The sequence below is a fragment of the Alicyclobacillus mali NBRC 102425 genome, from assembly GCF_001570745.1.
Classification (GTDB): domain Bacteria; phylum Bacillota; class Bacilli; order Alicyclobacillales; family Alicyclobacillaceae; genus Alicyclobacillus; species Alicyclobacillus mali.
This window is the reverse complement of sequence record NZ_BCSG01000051.1, coordinates 1-16,764: the sequence shown is the minus strand read 5'-3', so window position 1 is coordinate 16,764 and position 16,764 is coordinate 1. Positions and strand designations below refer to the sequence as shown.

Annotated in this window: 13 protein-coding genes and 1 riboswitch; all 13 genes read right to left on the bottom strand. The window is 64.1% G+C overall.

Annotated elements, in window-relative coordinates; genetic code table 11:
- Positions 1–72 precede the first annotated feature (72 nt).
- The 13 genes from AMA01_RS12770 to AMA01_RS12710 all read right to left on the bottom strand — a co-directional run bounded on the left by AMA01_RS12770 (position 73) and on the right by AMA01_RS12710 (position 15,688).
- The gene (locus tag AMA01_RS12770; protein ID WP_067851560.1) at positions 73–1,032 is read right to left on the bottom strand and encodes an EamA family transporter; all 960 of its coding nucleotides are present in this window, start codon (positions 1,030–1,032) and stop codon (positions 73–75) included.
- A 75-nt stretch (positions 1,033–1,107) separates the two neighbouring features.
- Positions 1,108–2,394 carry a phosphoribosylamine--glycine ligase gene (purD, locus tag AMA01_RS12765; protein ID WP_067851558.1) on the bottom strand — a complete coding sequence of 429 codons (1,287 nt, stop codon included), beginning with the start codon at positions 2,392–2,394 and terminating at the stop codon, positions 1,108–1,110.
- A gap of 29 nt (positions 2,395–2,423) precedes the next feature.
- On the bottom strand, positions 2,424–3,992 hold the full coding sequence (purH, locus tag AMA01_RS12760) for a bifunctional phosphoribosylaminoimidazolecarboxamide formyltransferase/IMP cyclohydrolase (protein ID WP_067851556.1): 1,569 nt from the start codon (positions 3,990–3,992) through the stop codon (positions 2,424–2,426).
- Between the two features lie 32 nt (positions 3,993–4,024).
- Complete coding sequence (gene purM / locus AMA01_RS12755; protein WP_067851555.1) at positions 4,025–5,053, bottom strand: phosphoribosylformylglycinamidine cyclo-ligase; 1,029 nt, start codon at positions 5,051–5,053, stop codon at positions 4,025–4,027.
- A 3-nt stretch (positions 5,054–5,056) separates the two neighbouring features.
- The gene (gene purF / locus AMA01_RS12750; protein ID WP_067851553.1) at positions 5,057–6,499 is read right to left on the bottom strand and encodes an amidophosphoribosyltransferase; all 1,443 of its coding nucleotides are present in this window, start codon (positions 6,497–6,499) and stop codon (positions 5,057–5,059) included.
- 20 nt (positions 6,500–6,519) lie between these two features.
- The gene (gene purL / locus AMA01_RS12745) at positions 6,520–8,754 is read right to left on the bottom strand and encodes a phosphoribosylformylglycinamidine synthase subunit PurL (protein ID WP_067851551.1); all 2,235 of its coding nucleotides are present in this window, start codon (positions 8,752–8,754) and stop codon (positions 6,520–6,522) included.
- The gene (gene purQ, locus AMA01_RS12740) at positions 8,747–9,427 is read right to left on the bottom strand and encodes a phosphoribosylformylglycinamidine synthase subunit PurQ (RefSeq protein WP_067851550.1); all 681 of its coding nucleotides are present in this window, start codon (positions 9,425–9,427) and stop codon (positions 8,747–8,749) included. Before purQ ends, purL begins: the two co-directional genes overlap by 8 nt.
- A complete protein-coding gene (purS, locus tag AMA01_RS12735; RefSeq protein WP_067851548.1) occupies positions 9,424–9,684 on the bottom strand; it encodes a phosphoribosylformylglycinamidine synthase subunit PurS in 261 nt (86 codons plus the stop codon). The genes purQ and purS overlap by 4 nt, the downstream gene beginning before the upstream one ends.
- The gene (gene purC / locus AMA01_RS12730) at positions 9,681–10,400 is read right to left on the bottom strand and encodes a phosphoribosylaminoimidazolesuccinocarboxamide synthase (RefSeq protein WP_067851546.1); all 720 of its coding nucleotides are present in this window, start codon (positions 10,398–10,400) and stop codon (positions 9,681–9,683) included. Before purC ends, purS begins: the two co-directional genes overlap by 4 nt.
- 26 nt (positions 10,401–10,426) lie before the next feature.
- On the bottom strand, positions 10,427–11,719 hold the full coding sequence (gene purB / locus AMA01_RS12725) for an adenylosuccinate lyase (RefSeq protein ID WP_067851544.1): 1,293 nt from the start codon (positions 11,717–11,719) through the stop codon (positions 10,427–10,429).
- Between the two features lie 198 nt (positions 11,720–11,917).
- Positions 11,918–13,447 carry a glutamine-hydrolyzing GMP synthase gene (gene guaA / locus AMA01_RS12720; protein ID WP_067851542.1) on the bottom strand — a complete coding sequence of 510 codons (1,530 nt, stop codon included), beginning with the start codon at positions 13,445–13,447 and terminating at the stop codon, positions 11,918–11,920.
- Between the two features lie 164 nt (positions 13,448–13,611).
- A riboswitch (purine riboswitch) is annotated at positions 13,612–13,713 on the bottom strand.
- A 138-nt stretch (positions 13,714–13,851) separates the two neighbouring features.
- The gene (locus tag AMA01_RS12715) at positions 13,852–14,604 is read right to left on the bottom strand and encodes a hypothetical protein (protein WP_231862956.1); all 753 of its coding nucleotides are present in this window, start codon (positions 14,602–14,604) and stop codon (positions 13,852–13,854) included.
- Between the two features lie 184 nt (positions 14,605–14,788).
- Positions 14,789–15,688, bottom strand: coding sequence for a M48 family metalloprotease (locus tag AMA01_RS12710; protein ID WP_067851540.1), 900 nt, complete (start codon positions 15,686–15,688; stop codon positions 14,789–14,791).
- Positions 15,689–16,764 lie beyond the last annotated feature (1,076 nt).

The window sequence follows — 16,764 nt, the reverse complement described above, 5'->3', positions numbered from 1 at the left end:
AACCCCCCAAGAGCAAAACTTTATACGCTCTCCACATGAAAATTTTAACGTCTAGTCAACCGCTCCACATCGTCAGCGCCTGGGCACTTCTCTCCACCGAACGGCTCTTTTGCGCCGCCAGCGCATGCGCGTTTGCAGCGGGCTCGCCGCTTCGGCCGCCGGCCCTTTTTCCCTACTCATCGCCTCGCTGATCACCATGCCGGCGAGGATGAGGAGCACGCCGAGCCAGCGAAGGGGCGAGACGTGATCGCCATTCATAAGCCATGCGCCGACGACTGCCACGGGCAACTCCAGGGTGCCGAGCACGGCCGCCATGCGCCCGCCGATGCGTGGGATGGCGATGAGAGCGAAGAGCGTCGGAAGCACCTGGCTCAAGAGCGCGATCCAAAAGCCCCAGAAGAGAGTGATGGGAGGCCGCGCAGCGAGGTGATGCACGAACGCGCCGGGCGGGAACACAGAGAGCACGGCGATGCCGGCGACCGTGATGACTAGTGCGGAACGAAGCTCGGGAGAGACGGCGGGATCGTTCTGCGCGGAGACGGTCAGATTAATGGCATAGGCGAGCGCGGCGCCGAGCCCGAGCAGGGCGGCGCCCACGGGCACGTCCTTCCACGCTGCGCCGGTCGCGCCCACCGCGAGCACGGTGCCGCCGAGGATGAACAGGAGTCCGAGCCACTTCGCAGGACCCGGCCAGCGGCGGTGCCAGACTGCGTCGATGAGCGTCGCCATCCACACGAACTGGAACATGAACACGATGGCGAGGGAAGCGGGAAGCACGGCGAGCGCGCGGTAATAGGTGTAGCAAAACAGCGCATTCATGAGGCCGATGAGCAAGATGAGCATCCACTGGCGGCGGTCGATCCGCTTACCCCGGTGCCGGACCATCGCGACGAGCCAAAGGCACACCGCCGCGATGGCGTATTGGGCGTCGGTGGCCGTGGCGGGATCGAGCCCAGCCGCGTACGCGATGCGCAGCACGGGCGAGACGAGGCCGTACATCGCCGCCGCGCAGAGCATCATGATGGCGTACAACGCGATCCCTCCTCCGCAGAAAGGCGGCCGGCAGGGCGCCGACCGCCGCTCCGCAGATAAGGATAGCGCACATTTCTAGGATTGCCAATTATGTGCGATGTCGCGGCGATACTGCGCTCCGCTAAAGTGAATCGATGAGACCGCCGTGTAGGCGCGGTCGATGGCGCATGGGACATCCTCAGCGATGGCGGTGACGGTGAGCACGCGGCCGCCTGAGGTCTCGAGGCGCCCGCCGTCGCCGAAGCGCGTCCCCGCATGAAACACCGTCACGCCCTCCGGGATCTCGCCCGGCAGCTCGATGGGCACCCCCGTCTCCGACGAAGCGGGATACCCCGCGCTCGCCATCACTACGCACACCGCCGCGTCCGGGCGCCACGAAACCATGGCGGGATCGAGGCGATCGTGCGCTACCGCCCACATGACCTCGAACAGATCGCCCGCGAAAAGCGGCAGGACCACCTCGGTCTCCGGATCGCCGAAGCGGCAGTTGAATTCCACCACCTTCGGCCCCCCATCGGTCAGCATGAGCCCGGCGTACAGCACGCCGCGGTACACCACGCCCATCTCGCGGAGGCGCGCGAGCGTCGGCCGCACAATCTCTCGGGTCACGCGGTCGATCACGTCCTCGGTCACGCGGGGCACGGGCGAGAATGCGCCCATGCCACCCGTGTTCGGGCCGCGATCGCCGTCCAACAGGCGCTTGAAGTCGCGCGCTGGGAGCATCGGCACGGCGTTGTGCGCGTCCACGAAGTACATGAGCGATAGCTCCACGCCCTGCATGAACTCCTCGATCACGACGCGCCGGCCGGACGCGCCGAAGCGCCCGCCGACGAGCATCTCCTCGAGCGCCGCCTCCGCTTCTGCCACGGTTTCTGCCACCACGACGCCCTTACCCGCCGCGAGCCCGTCCACCTTGACGACGATGGGCGCGCCCTGCGCGCGGACGTACGCGCGCGCTTCCTCCGCGTCCGAAAACGTCCGGTGGCGCGCGGTCGGCACGCCCGCCTCCTCCATGACGCGCTTGGAAAACGCCTTGGACGCCTCGAGCTGCGCCGCCTCGCGGCTCGGGCCAAACACCGGGATGCCCGCCTCCGCAAGCGCGTCCGCCAAGCCTTCGGCCAGCGGCTGCTCGGGGCCCACCACGACGAGATCGATGCCCGTGTCCTGGCAAAATCGGATCAACGCGCCGTGATCGGACGCGGCGACGGGCACAAGCTCAGCCAACGCCGCCATGCCTGGGTTCCCTGGCGCCGCGTACAGCTCGGGCCGGTTCGCGCTCTGCGCCAGCTTCCATACAATGGCGTGCTCGCGAGCGCCCTGGCCGACGACGAGCACGCGCGGGCGCCGCACTTCGTTTGCCATGGATTCTCCCCCTTGATTCAGCGCAGGTTTCAGTGCAAGAAATGCCGTTCGCCGGTGAACACCATCGCGATCCCGGCCTCATCTGCGGCGGCGATGCTGTCCTCGTCGCGGATGGAACCCCCCGGCTGGACGATGGCGGCAATCCCCGCGCGCGCCGCGGCGTCGACGGTGTCTCGCATCGGGAAGAACGCGTCCGACGCCAACACCGCGCCCTTCGCCCGCGCGCCCGCCTGCTTGAGGGCGATCTCGGCCGCGCCGACGCGGTTCATCTGCCCCGCGCCGATGCCGAGCGTCTTATCCCGCTCTGCCACGACGATGGCGTTCGACTTGACGAACTGCACCGCGCGCCACGCGAAACGAAGCGCCTCGTACTCGGCGTCCGTGGGCTCCCGCTTCGTCACGACGCGCCAACTGCGCGGGTCGATGGGCGTGGCGAGATCGACCGTCTGCGCCAGGAAGCCGCCCGTCACGCGCCGCAACGTCACGTCGCCGGGGCGCCACAAGGGCTGCGACATGTCGACCGTCAGCAGGCGCAGGTTCTTCTTCTTGGCGAGGACTTCGCGCGCCCCCTCGCTGAACGACGGCGCGATGACAATCTCGAGGAAGATGCCGGCGAGCCGTTCCGCCAGCCTGCGGTCCACCTCGCGGTTCAGCGCGACAATGCCGCCGAAGATAGAGACGGGATCCGCCTCGTACGCCCGCTCGAACGCCTGCTCAAGGGTCTCGCCGCGGCCAATTCCGCACGGATTCATGTGCTTCACCGCCACCGCGACGGGCTGCTCGAAGTCGTCGAACGCGCGCAGGATCTGAAGCGCGCTGTCGGCGTCCTGAATGTTGTTATAGGAGAGTTCCTTGCCCTGAAGCTGATCCGCGCGCGCGATGGTGGCTTTGGTGGCGTTCGGCTCCATGTAAAACTGGGCGCGCTGGTGTGGATTTTCCCCGTAGCGCAGGTCCTGCTTCGCGACGCCCGTCACGTGGAACACCTGCGGCCAGTCGCCCGCCACCTCGGCGCTTACATCGAGATGCCCCGCCAGGTAGTCGGCGATAAGCGCGTCGTAGCGCGAAATCGTCCGGAACACCTTCGCGGCGAACTCACGGCGCAGCGCGCGCGGCACCTCCCCTTGGCGCAGCGCTTGAAGGACGCGATCGTAATCCGCGGGGTCGATGACGGGCAGCACGAATTCGTGATTTTTGGCGGCGCTTCTCAACATGGCCGGGCCGCCGATGTCGATCATCTCGATGGCCTCTTCGTCCGCCACGCCCTCGCGCTCGATGGTCTTCGCGAAAGGGTACAAATTCACGACGACGAGATCGATGGCGCGGATGCCGTGCTCCTCGATCTGCCGGACGTGCTCGGGCACATCGCGGCGCGCGAGCAGGCCGCCGTGCACCCTGGGGTGGAGCGTCTTCACGCGGCCGTCCAGAATTTCAGGAAAGCCGGTGTGCTCGTCGATGGGCGTGACCGGAATGCCCGACTGCTCCAGCAATTTCGCAGTGCCGCCGGTCGAAAGGATATCGAAGCCGAGATCCCTGAGCGCCTCGCAGAAGGGGACAATCCCGTCCTTGTCATACACGCTCACGAGCGCCAGTTTCGCCACGTTCCCACTCCTTTGTGCGGTTGCCCCGCTCTCTACTCAATGAACCTCACGCCCTGCGTACCGCGCGCGACGCGCCCGATGTCGTACACCGCCTCGCCCTCCGCCTGAAGAAGCTCCGCGGCGCGCGCGGCCTCCGCCTCCGGCAGGGCGATGACGTAGCCGATGCCGAGATTCCAGATGCGCGACGCCTCCTCGAGCGAAAGGCCGCTCGCCTCAAGCAGCCACTGAAACACCGGCTGCATCGGCCACGATCCGCGCCGCACCTGCGCCTCGCATCCCTCCGGCAGCACGCGCGGCAGGTTGTCGACGATCCCGCCGCCCGTGATGTGCGCCATCGCGGACACCCGCACGCCTTCGCGCAGGAGCTTGAGCACGCTCTTGACGTAGATCCGCGTGGGGCGCAAAAGCACCTCGGCCACATCCGCGTCCTCGCCGGGGAACGGATCCGTCAGCCGAAGGCCGTGCTCGGCCACCAGCTTGCGCACGAGGGAGTAGCCGTTCGAGTGCACGCCGTTTGACGCGAGCCCGAGAAGCACGTCGCCCTCCCGCACAGCCGATCCGTCCACCATCTCGCCGCGATTGACGCAGCCCACAGCGAAGCCGGCGAGATCGTACTCCCCATCGCCGTACATGCCGGGCATCTCGGCCGTCTCGCCGCCCACAAGCGCCGCGCCCGCCTGGCGGCAGCCCTCCGCCACGCCCGACACCACGGCCTCGGCCACGCCCACGTCGAGCTTGCCGACGGCCAGATAATCGAGGAAGAAGAGCGGCTCTGCGCCCACCGTGAGGATGTCGTTCACGCACATCGCCACGCAGTCGATGCCGACGGTGTCGTGCCGCCCGGCGGCGAAGGCAATTTTCAGCTTGGTGCCGACGCCGTCGGTGCCGGAAACCAGGACGGGCTCAGGAAAGCGGGCGAGATCGAGCGCAAAGCCGCTGGCAAAGCCGCCGATGGCCGCGAGCACCTCGCGCCGAAGGGTCGCCTTGGCCAGTCCCGCGTACCGCTTCGCCGCCTCGTTTCCAGCGTCGATGTCGACGCCCGCTTGCTTGTATAGATCCAACGTTCACCCTCCTATGCGGATGGGCTCCATGCCCTCGTTCAGCGTCTGATCGATCAAACTCGTCGGATAGCGGCGCGTGAAGCACGCGTTGCAGAACGGCACGGGCGATCCCGGCGGAAAGCCGAACGCCTGCATGAGTTCATCCACCGTGAGAAACTCCAGCGAATCCGCCTCAATGGCGCGCCGGATCTCGTCGATGGAATGGCGCGCCGCGATGAGTTCGTCCTCCTTCGCCGTGTCGATCCCGTAGTGGCACGGGCTCACGTACGGCGGGCTCGAGATGCGGACGTGCACTTCGAGCGCCCCCGCGCCGCGCAGCAGCCGCACAATGCGCCGCGACGTGGTGCCCCGGACGATGGAATCGTCGATGAGGACGACGCGCTTGCCTTCGACCACCGAGCGCACGGCGTTCAGCTTCAGCCGCACGCCGAGATCGCGCAGCTCCTGCGAAGGCTGGATGAACGTGCGGGCGATGTACTTGTTCTTGATGAGCCCCGTCTCGAGCGGAAGCCCGCTCTGCTCGGCGTATCCCGCCGCCGCCGACACGCTCGAATCCGGCACGCCAATCACGATGTCGCCCGGCGCGGGATGCCGCTCGGCCAGGATGCGCCCGAGCTGTTTGCGCACGCTGTGCACGTTCCAGCCGTCGACGTCGCTATCCGGCCGCGCGAAGTACACGTGCTCGAACGTGCACATGCGCCTCGCGCGGCGGGGAGCGAAGCGGACGGATCGCACGCCGTGGCGAGTGATGTGCAGCAGCTCGCCCGGCTCCACGTCGCGCACGAGCGTGGCGCCCACCGTCTCGAAGGCGCAGGATTCGGACGCCACCACGTGTGCATCCCCGAGCCGCCCGAGCACCATCGGGCGCAGGCCGAACGGATCGCGCACGGCGATGAGCTCGTCATCGCTCAGAATGACCAAAGCGAAGCCGCCCTCGATCTTCTGCACCGCGCGGGCGACGAGATCGGCCAAATCGCCGGCGCCCTCCTTCGCGATAAGGTGCGCGATGACCTCGGTGTCCGACGTCGTCTGAAACAGGCTCCCCTGTTCCTCCAACTGAATGCGCAGAAAGCGCGCGTTGACGAGGTTGCCGTTGTGCGCGATGGCGAAGTTGCGCGCATGCGTCGCGAGCGCAATGGGCTGCGCGTTCTGAATGGTGTTCGATCCGGCCGTCGAGTAGCGCACGTGGCCGATGGCGGCGTGACCGTGAAGTCCCTCGAGCTCGCCCGCGCGAAACACGTCGGTCAAAAGCCCAAGGCCCTTGTGGCTGTACATGCGCGATCCGTCGGTGGAAGTGATGCCAGCCGCCTCTTGTCCGCGGTGCTGAAGCGCGACGAGCCCGTAGTACGTCAGCGCGGCCGCCCGCGGGTGACCAAAGATGCCAAAGACGCCACACTCTTCGCGCGGCTTATCGCCGTAAGCCGCCTGCTTTTCCACGCTATCCACGCCTGGTCTCTCCTTTTTGGTCAAAGCGTTGCGCGCGAGTCGACAGCATCCTGGCGAAGGAGGCTTGGAATGGCAGTGCGATAGGCCTCCTCCAAATCGGCGAGCGAAACGCGGACGAGATCGCCCGCAAACGAGACTTCGAGACACGGCGCATCGGTGAATTCCCCTGCGACGCGCGCCGGAACGTCGAGCGCGCGGGCGAGATGGAGGAGCGCATCGAGCGCATCCGGGGAAACGGCGGCGATGGCGCGCCCCTGGGCCTCGGAAAACAGCCAGCCGGCTGGCCGCACGCCGTCGGGTGCCGCGAGCGACGCGCCGCACCCCGCTCCGATGGCCATCTCCGCGATGGCGACGGCTAGGCCGCCCTCGGACACGTCGTGCACGGCCACGGCGGCGCGCTCAGCGGCGATGCGCTGCAGAAGTTCATGCAAGCGCCGCTCCGCGGCGAGATCGAGGTACGGTGCGTCGCCCACTGGCTCGCCACACGCCAGTTCGGCGAAGAGCGATCCGTCGAGATCGTCGTCCTCGCGCCCGAGGATCACGAGTTTCAGCCCACGCGCCTCGCGCGGCGCAGACGGCATGCGGCGGAAAATGCCGTCCAGCACGCCGACGCAGCCGACGATGGGCGTGGGATCGATGTCCTGGCCGCGCGACTCGTTGTAGAGCGACACGTTGCCGCTGACCACGGGCGTGTCGAGCGCGCGGCACGCCTCGGCCATGCCGTCGATGGCGTCCGACAGCTGGCGCATGACCGCGGGCTTTTCGGGATTGCCGAAGTTGAGGCAATTGGTGATGGCGAGCGGCCTGGCACCCACCGCGGCGACGTTGCGAGCCGCTTCCGCCACCGCGATGGCGCCGCCCTTTCTCGGATTCAGCCGGACGTAGCGCGCGTTGCCATCGGTCGCCATGGCCACGGCCTTGTCGAGATCCGGCACCTTGACGAGCGCAGCGTCCATGCCCGGGCCCAACGCGGTCTGCGCGCGCACCATCGTGTCGTACTGGCGGTAGACCCACGACTTGTCGGCGATGTTCGGGTGGCGCATGAGGGAGAGCCAGGCTTCGGCGAGATGACTCGGCTCGGGAATGGACGCCCGCTTGGACGACACGGGCGGGCCAACCGGCCGCTCGTATACCGGCGCTTCATCGACGAGCGCGCGGACCGGGATTTCCGCCACCACCTCTCCGTGCCACAAGAGGCGCAGCATGCCGTCGTCCGTGACGCGGCCCACGTCGGCCACCTCAAGCCCATAGCGGCGGAAGATGGCGAACGCCACCTCCTCCTTGCCGCGCTCGAGCACGACGAGCATGCGCTCCTGCGACTCGGACAGCATCATCTCGTACGGGGTCATGCCCGTCTCCCGCACCGGGACGCGATCGAGCACGAGCTCGATGCCGCCGCCCGCTCGGCTCGCCATCTCCGCGGACGACGAGGTCAGTCCGGCCGCGCCCATGTCCTGGATGCCGACCACGGCACCGGTGGCGATGAGCTCGAGGCACGCCTCCATCAGGAGCTTGCCGAGGAAGGGATCGCCCACCTGCACCGCCGAGCGCTCCTTTTCCTCCGGGTCCTCCGCCGATGCGAACGTGGCGCCGTGGATGCCGTCGCGGCCCGTGCGCGCGCCGACGACGAAGACCGGGTTGCCGACACCTTTCGCTTCCCCACGGACGATGCCATGTGCAGGCAGGATGCCGACGCACATCGCGTTCACCAGCGGGTTCTGGCGATACGTAGGCGAAAACTGCACCTCGCCCCCCACCGTAGGGATGCCGACGCAGTTCCCGTATCCGCCGATCCCGGCCACCACCTGCGCGAACAGGTACCGCGTGCGCGCGTCGTCCAGCGGCCCGAAGCGCAGGCTGTCGAGAAACGCGATGGGCCGCGCGCCCATGGTGAAGATGTCGCGCAGGATGCCGCCGACGCCCGTCGCCGCGCCCTGGTACGGCTCGACGGCGGAGGGGTGATTGTGGCTCTCCATCTTGAACGCGACGGCCCAACCGTCGCCGATATCCACCACGCCCGCATTTTCCCCGGGGCCCTGAAGCACCTGCGGGCCCGTCGTCGGGAACCTGCGCAGGTGCACCTTGGAACTCTTGTAGCTGCAGTGCTCCGACCAGAGCACGCCGAAGATGCCCGCCTCGACGTAGTTCGGCAGCCGCCCGAGCTTTTCCACCACCCGCTCGTACTCGCTATCCGAGAGCCCCAGGCTTCGGTAGATGGCGCCATCCCGGATCTCTTCTGGCGTTGGCTCACGCATGCGTTTGGCCCTCCTCGACGTGCGCGCGAATCGATTGAAACATGCGAATGCCGTCCTCCGAACCCATCCAGTCGATCACGGCCCGCTCGGGGTGCGGCATGAGGCCAAGCACGTTCCGCCTGGCGTTCAGGATGCCCGCGATGTCGTCCACGGATCCGTTCGGATTCTCGACGTAGCGGAACGCCACGCGGCCGTCGCGGCGAAGCTCGTCCAAGACCTCGGGCTCCGCGTGATAGCGGCCTTCGCCGTGCGCGATGGGAATGCGAATGACCTCCCCGGGCTGATACAGGCGCGTGAACGGAGAATCGTTCGTCTCCACGCGAAGTTTCGCGATCTCGCAGCGAAACTGAAGATGATGGTTGGCGAGGAGCGCCCCCGGCAATAGCCCCGCCTCCGTCAAGATCTGAAACCCGTTGCAGATGCCAATGACCGGCTTGCCGCGCTCGGCCTCGCGCGCCACCGCGCGCACCACGGGCGAGAACCGCGCGATGGCGCCCGCGCGGAGATAATCCCCGTAGGAGAACCCGCCCGGCAGAACAATCGCGTCGTAGGCGCTGAGATCCTCCGCGTCGTGCCAGACGAGATCGACCGCATCCCCCGTCACCAGGCGGATGGCCTGCTCGGCGTCGCGATCGCAGTTGGAACCCGGGAATACGACGACCGCCCACCTCATTGGCCTCGCTCCCTGATCTCGAACGCGTACGTCTCCATGACCGGATTGGCGAGCACCTTCTGGCACATCTCGTCCACCTGGCGCGCCGCCGCCTGTTCGTCCTCCGCCTCGAGCGTCATCTGAATGAACTTGCCGATGCGCACCTCACCCGCGCCTTCAAAGCCGAGCGACACGAGGGCGCCGTGCACCGCGTGCCCCTGCGGATCGAAGACGGACGGCTTCAACCACACCTTGACCTCGACCTCAAACTGCTTCAACGCGCCACGCCTCCTTTGAGCCGCGCCCACACCTCTTGGTACGCCTGTTCGACGCCGCCGAGATCGCGCCGGAACCTGTCTTTATCCATTTTCTCCCTCGTGCGTTCATCCCAAAGCCGGCATGTGTCCGGGGAGATTTCGTCCGCCAGGACGATCTCGCCGGACGGAAGCCGCCCGAACTCCAGCTTGAAATCGACGAGGATGAGCCCGGCCTCGCGGAAGCGCCGGATGAGGACATGGTTCACGGCGAGCGCGAGGCGCCGAAGTTCCGCGAGGTCGTCCGCCGTGGCCAGGTGCAGAATGAGGGCGTGATCGTCCGTCACGAGCGGGTCACCGAGCGCGTCGTTCTTGTAGTAGAACTCGACCAAAGGCCGCTCGAGCGGCGTGCCCTCTTCGATCCCGAACCGCTTGGAGAAACTCCCGGCCGCGATGTTGCGGACGACCACCTCGAGGGGAATGATCTCCACCTTGCGCACGAGCGTCTCCCGCTCGGAGACCTCTTCTACAAAGTGGGTTGGTACGCCGTGCTCCTCGAGGTAGCGGAACAGAAGGTTGCTCATCTGGTTGTTGATGGCGCCCTTGCCGGCGATGGTCCCGCGCTTCTCGCCGTTGAACGCGGTGGCGTCGTCCTTGTACAGGACGCGGACCACGGCTGGATCGGGCGTCGCAAACACCTTTTTCGCCTTGCCTTCGTACAGCAGCGTTTCCTCGGCCATTTCGCCCATCCTTTCGTGAGAGCGGCTCACATGCCAAAGCGGTGGAAGATGGTATCGACGTGCTTCAGATGCCAGGACGGATCGAACAGGGCGTCGATCTCCTCCGGCGTGAGGTGATCCCGGACGCGCTCGGACGCGAGGACGAGATCCTTGAACGATCTCCCCTCTTCCCACGCCTGCATCGCGAGCGGCTGGACGGTGTCGTACGCCGCCTCGCGCGACAGGCCCTTGTCCACGAGCGCGGTCATGACGCGCTGCGAGAAGACGAGCCCGTGCGTCCGATCCATGTTCCGGCGCATGTTCTCGGGGTAGACGTGCAGATCGGTCAAGATGCGGTTCATGCGGTTCAGCATGTAGTCGATAAGAATGGTCGCGTCCGGGAGCACGATGCGCTCCACGGACGAGTGGCTGATGTCTCGCTCGTGCCAGAGCGGCACGTCTTCGAGGGCGGGCACGACGTAGCCGCGCAGCACGCGCGAGAGCCCGGAGATCTGTTCGCACGACACCGGGTTTCGCTTGTGCGGCATGGCGGAAGAACCCTTCTGCCCCTTGTAGAACGGCTCCTCCACCTCGCGCACCTCGGACTTCTGCAGCGCCCGGATCTCGGTCGCAATCTTGTCGAGCGTGGTGCCGATCAGCGCCAACGTGAAGATAAATTCCGCGTGCCGATCCCGCTGCAGCGTCTGCGTGCTGATAGGCGCGGGCTTGAGTCCGAGCCGTGAGCAGACGTATTCCTCCACCTGTGGATCCACGTTCGCGTACGTGCCCACGGCGCCGGAGATCTTCCCGTAGCGCATGCGCTCGCTCGCCGCGTCAAAGCGCTCGAGATCGCGCTCCAATTCGGCGTACCAGAGCAGGCACTTGAGCCCAAACGTGGTGGGTTCCGCGTGCACGCCGTGCGTGCGGCCCATCATGACGGTGTACTTGTGCTTTTTCGCGAGCGCTTCAAGCGTCGAGAGGAGTTGCTCCACGTCCTCGCGGATGATCTGGATGGGGCGGCGCAACTGCGCCATGAGCGCGGTGTCGACCACGTCCGTCGACGTCAGCCCGTAGTGAACCCACTTCCGCTCCGGGCCGAGCGACTCGGAGACCGCCCGCGTGAACGCCACCACGTCGTGGCGCGTCTCCTGCTCGATTTCCAGCACGCGGTCCACGTCGAAGCGCGCTCGCTCGCGGATGAGCCGCGCGTCCTCCTTCGGGATGACGCCGAGTTCGGCCCACGCCTCCACCGCGAGAATCTCGACTTCCAGCCACCAGCGCATCCTCTCTTCCAGCGTCCACAGGCTCGCCATCTCAGGCCGGCTGTACCGGTCGATCACGCCACATCCTCCTCGTAGGAACCGAATGTCGCCCGTTCTCCGCGGGCTCTCGCTGCGCCCGCGTGCACGGCGCGCATTTGTCTACACGAGCGTTCCCGTCGCTTCCCATGGTAACACGAATCCCGCCTCGATCCGAACATTCATTGTGAAATTGAACCGAACGTTCGCTCGCGCGGGTACAGACTCGCCCGAGGCGAGTCACTCCCACTCGATGGTCGCGGGCGGCTTCGACGTGATGTCATACACGACGCGATTGATGCCCGGGACCTCGTTGACAATGCGCGTCGAAATGGCCGCCAGGACGTCCCAGGAAATGCGCGCGAAATCCGCTGTCATGCCCTCCTGCGAATGCACGGCGCGGACGGCGAGCGTATAGGCGTACGTCCGCTCGTCGCCCATCACGCCCACGGTGCGGTTGCCGGTCAGCACGGTGAAATACTGCCAGATCTCGCGCTCCAGCCCCGCCTTCGCGATTTCCTCGCGCAAAATGGCGTCCGACTCGCGCACGAGATGCAGCTTCTCTTCCGTCACATCGCCGATGATGCGGATGGCAAGCCCTGGACCCGGGAATGGCTGCCGCCAGACAATCTCGGGCGCCAGGCCCAGCGCTTCGCCGAGGCGGCGCACTTCGTCCTTGAACAAGTCGCGAAGCGGCTCGATGATCTCAAAACGGATGTCTTCCGGGAGACCCCCCACGTTGTGGTGCGACTTGATGGTGGCCGCCGTGTGCGTCCCGCTCTCGATGATGTCGGTGTAAAGCGTGCCCTGCACGAGGTAGTCGAACGGGCCGAGCCGCTCCGACTCCTCCTCGAATACGCGGATGAACTCCTCGCCGATGATCTTCCGCTTCCGCTCAGGATCCGTCACGCCCTCGAGGCGGCCGAGAAATCGCTCCTTCGCGTCCACGCGCACCACGTCGATGCCGAGCTTGTCCCGCAGGCTCTGCATCACGCTGTCGCTCTCGCCCTTGCGCAGGAGGCCGTGATCGACGAACATGGCCGTCAGTTGGTGGCTGATGGCGCGATGCACCAGCGCCGCCGCCACCGACGAATCGACCCCACCCGAGATGGCGACGAGCACGCGCCTGTCGCCCACGCGCTCGCGGATGCCCTGGATGGACTCGTCGATGAAGTTGGTCATCGTCCAGTCCCCGCGGCAGCCGCAGACGTCGAACAGGAAGTTGCGAAGAAGGTCCGCGCCGTGATCGCTGTGATGGACCTCGGGGTGAAACTGGACGGCGTAGAGCTGCGCATCTGGCTTCGACATGGCCGCGATGGCGCCATTGTCGGTGACGGCGTCGAGGCGAAAGCCCTCGGGCACCTTGGTGACCACGTCGCTGTGGCTCATCCACACGCCCTGGCGATCCGGCAGGTCGCGAAACAGCTCGGCGCCTGGCTTGACCTCAATGGACGCCCGCCCGTACTCGCGCACGGCGCCGCGGGCCACGTCCGCCTCGAATCGCTTGGCCAGAAGCTGCATGCCGTAGCAGATGCCGAGAATGGGGACGCCGAGATCGAACACGGCAGGATCGACGTCCGGCGCGCCTTCCGCAAACACGCTCTTCGGGCCGCCGGAGAAGACGATGCCCTTGAGCGGGCGCTTTCTCAGCGCTTCGGCGGAGATGGTGTGGGGCAGAAGCTCGGAGTACACGCCGAGCTCACGGATGCGCCGTGCAATCAGCTGGTTGTACTGGCCTCCGAAGTCGAGGACGGCCACAAGTTCATGCATCGACTGGCACTCCTTTGCGGGAAAGGTCGCGAGGAACGGCTACGACAACGGGCCGATCCCGCACGTCCACGAGGATCGGCCCGTCCAAGCCGGAAGAAGCACACGACGACGCGAGGCACGGCGCCTCCGGCGCGGAGCGCGTGCGTACCCGGCTGCGTGTATGCGACGTTCCTGCCCGACCTCGTAGCAAGGCGATTTACGGTCGCCTCGTAGAGACTGCCGGGCCATATTCCCGGCATTATACGAGTCTCGGATTACGCACCCATTCTATCGGTTTCGACAAAGGGCGTCAATTCGGGAAAAGGAGGGCGAACCCCGGCCTCCAGGAATTCGCCCCGCCAAATCAAGCTGATCTTCCTCCAGTGCTCCTCCCCGCCAGCGTTCTGCGTCAAGAACGGCCTGAGTCAAGTCCCAACGCTCACATGTCCGTCGCCCTGATGACCTTCGAGGGAGAAGAAGACTCGATTGGGTGTGTAGTTGTTGGCAACGGACACGAGCTGACTTGACGCCACGTTTCCCACTACGAAGAACGTGCGGGAACCATATGGATACGACAAGCTGTTCACGCCCGCGGCGCTCGAAAGCTTCGCCTGAACGCCGGACGCCAGTCGAACGCTTTTCTTGCTCGACGAATTCGCGAGAGAAAGCGCCTGATTGGACATCAGGAAGCAAACCATCTCATCCGCGCTCGCGAAGATGTTCACGTCACCGACATTGGGGACAGACGCCGCACCGGTCGTCTCTGCTTTCGAGAGCGAACCACCGTCCAGCGCACGATTCTGACTCTTGGGCGAAGGTAAGAGAAACAGTGCGTCCGTTTTCCACGTGCCGTTTTTCTGTCCCGCGACCAAAACACCTTCTGTCGTTGCAATACGAGGAATTTGGATTTGCAAAATCTCAATGTTCTGCATTCGAATCTGACGAACGACGTCGCGAGGCTCCGAATAACTCTTGGAACCATCGGAGAGTTGCCATTGAACGGAGTGCAGAATGTCCAGCAACGGATTCGCGTCAGGACTGGGGGGGACATCTTGGATCACGGCCATGCGAAGCGACACCTGTTGGCGCGGCAAGACCACATGAGCCTGCGGCGGCGCCCCACAGGCGGTGAGAAGTCCCGTGCACAGGATAGGAGCTAGGCCTAACACTCTTTTCACACACGCACCTCAATTCGTCGCGACATTCATTGATTCATCAGTGATATCAGAATGAATGACGGATGGTTACTAGCCTGCCTATGGCCAAATCCGCAGCTTTTCTCTGCACTCTTGGCTTGCGGAAACAGGGGCAGCCACTCTGTGAGCTTGGCATCCCCTCAGGTACTCATGATGTGGGCCTGCACTACATTTCAAGGGTCGTTCCTGGTGTCGCGTTCCCCCGTGCTGCGTCCGTAAGCCGCTCGATGCGCAAGGGGATAGGTGGATGACTCCTCTCAAGAGCAGCCCATGCACCGCGAGTTGGCGGATCAACCCCCTCCATTTTGTGGAGAACCGACACAAGTCCTCCGCCAAAGCCGATTTCACGAGCAAACGCATCCGCTCGGAATTCCTCTTTTCGGCCCACCGCTAACATGCCAAGGCTAATGAGTCGGTTCAAAACCCAAAGAATCGCCTTGGCCAACATTGCGAAGAGCCATAGAAAGACTCGGACAACGCTTATACCTAGACCCACACCGGCACCACCTGAGACCGTTCCAACGCCCTGGAATACACGCATGATGACGTCAAAAACGATGAACACGAGCGTGAGTATCCACGCGCAGATGTTTCCCGCCATATTCATTGTAACTGCCACCGAGCGGATTTTGGTATCTCCGTACCATAGATGGCCAAGTTCATGGGCCATGGTGCCTGCCAGTTCATCTTCATTTGCACCGTATAGCATTCCTCGTGTGACACAGACAGTCCGAGTTCCAAGCGCAAAAGCGTTGGGAAACTCCTCGTCGCTAACAAACAGTTGCGGGTTGTATTTATGCCGCTTTGTCTCCGGCAACTTGGCCGCTGCTGCTTGGGTAACGGCTTCCCAAGCTGTCCGCATTTTCTCCATTTCCTCTCGGGTTGCAGGCCTGCATCCGTAAATCATGCGATTGATGGATTCAGCCAAGGGAGAGAGCGACAAGGCGATGATGGCGAGCGCAATGATTGCTGCCCACAGGTCGGGCAGCGGGAGAAAGAGACTACACACTGCGTCGATCAATATGTAATTGACCACCAGGTTCAACGCGAGCCAAAGGTATCGCACAATACGTTCCCCTTTCACTTTTCCGTGTGTACCAAGTGCACTCGAAGTTCACACATTCTGCGAATGATCATGGCTTGTCTAACCTCTGCGCGCTTGACCACGTCTGGATGCACGATAAACCGCCTAGCCAGCTTGCTTGTGCCCATGCTTATATGCCCTTCCGTGCCAAGTTGGTGCGTCACATCCCACACCTTCTCCGAACCAATGCCGGGAAGGTGCTCCGCATCATTCGGAACGCAATCTTCAAGAATACTATAATTGCCTAATTAAAATATATTTAACCAGTTCATTGGCCGATTGACTCAATTCGTTCGGTGCATCGCGAGTATAGATGGCAAGAGTAGAATGGCGACCATACCATCGTTCGACGCAGAACAGGTCGCATGGCAAACGGCGAATCCATCGGTTTCGTTGGCAGGGGGCATGGAAATTTAAGCGTTTCGCCTTCCGTGCTGCAATACGCCATCGGTATCCCCATCGTGCAGCGAAGCGTGCCTTCGAAATCCATCTCTCCGTCGCCTCTTCTCATTCCATCCATTCCATTAAATAGTTTCGAAACCCCTTTGTTTCGAAGCCCCCTTGCCTCACAAGGCTCGAATTCGGTAAAATACTACATTACAAGAAAGGAAACATTCATTCCTTTAGGGCCCAAGTTCCTTTTCGTGAAAATTACATGGTAACCCCCTCAAGTATCGTGAGTTCTCACGCGGCATCCAGATTGGGAGGCCCCCTACTCATTCGGGCCTCCATATCAGGTGCTAGGCGAGATGCTGTGAATGGAAATCTGATCGTCAAAATCGAGCGTGGGTGGACCATGGATGTGGTATTATCGGAATAACCTGAGACTCCAGATTCCCAACAGACTTCATATTTGCGTTCTACGATGACCGATTAGACAGACCGAACGTGTGTCCTAGGGATATGTCGGATCCGACACGACAATTGGAGGGAACGCGATTGCGCAGGTGACCATCCTTATCATGATGCTCGCAAACAACCGTTTCATCTAATACCTCCTCTACTATCACTTGTGTTCCAAGCAAATTGACGAGACAGGAACAGAAGAGACGCGTTGA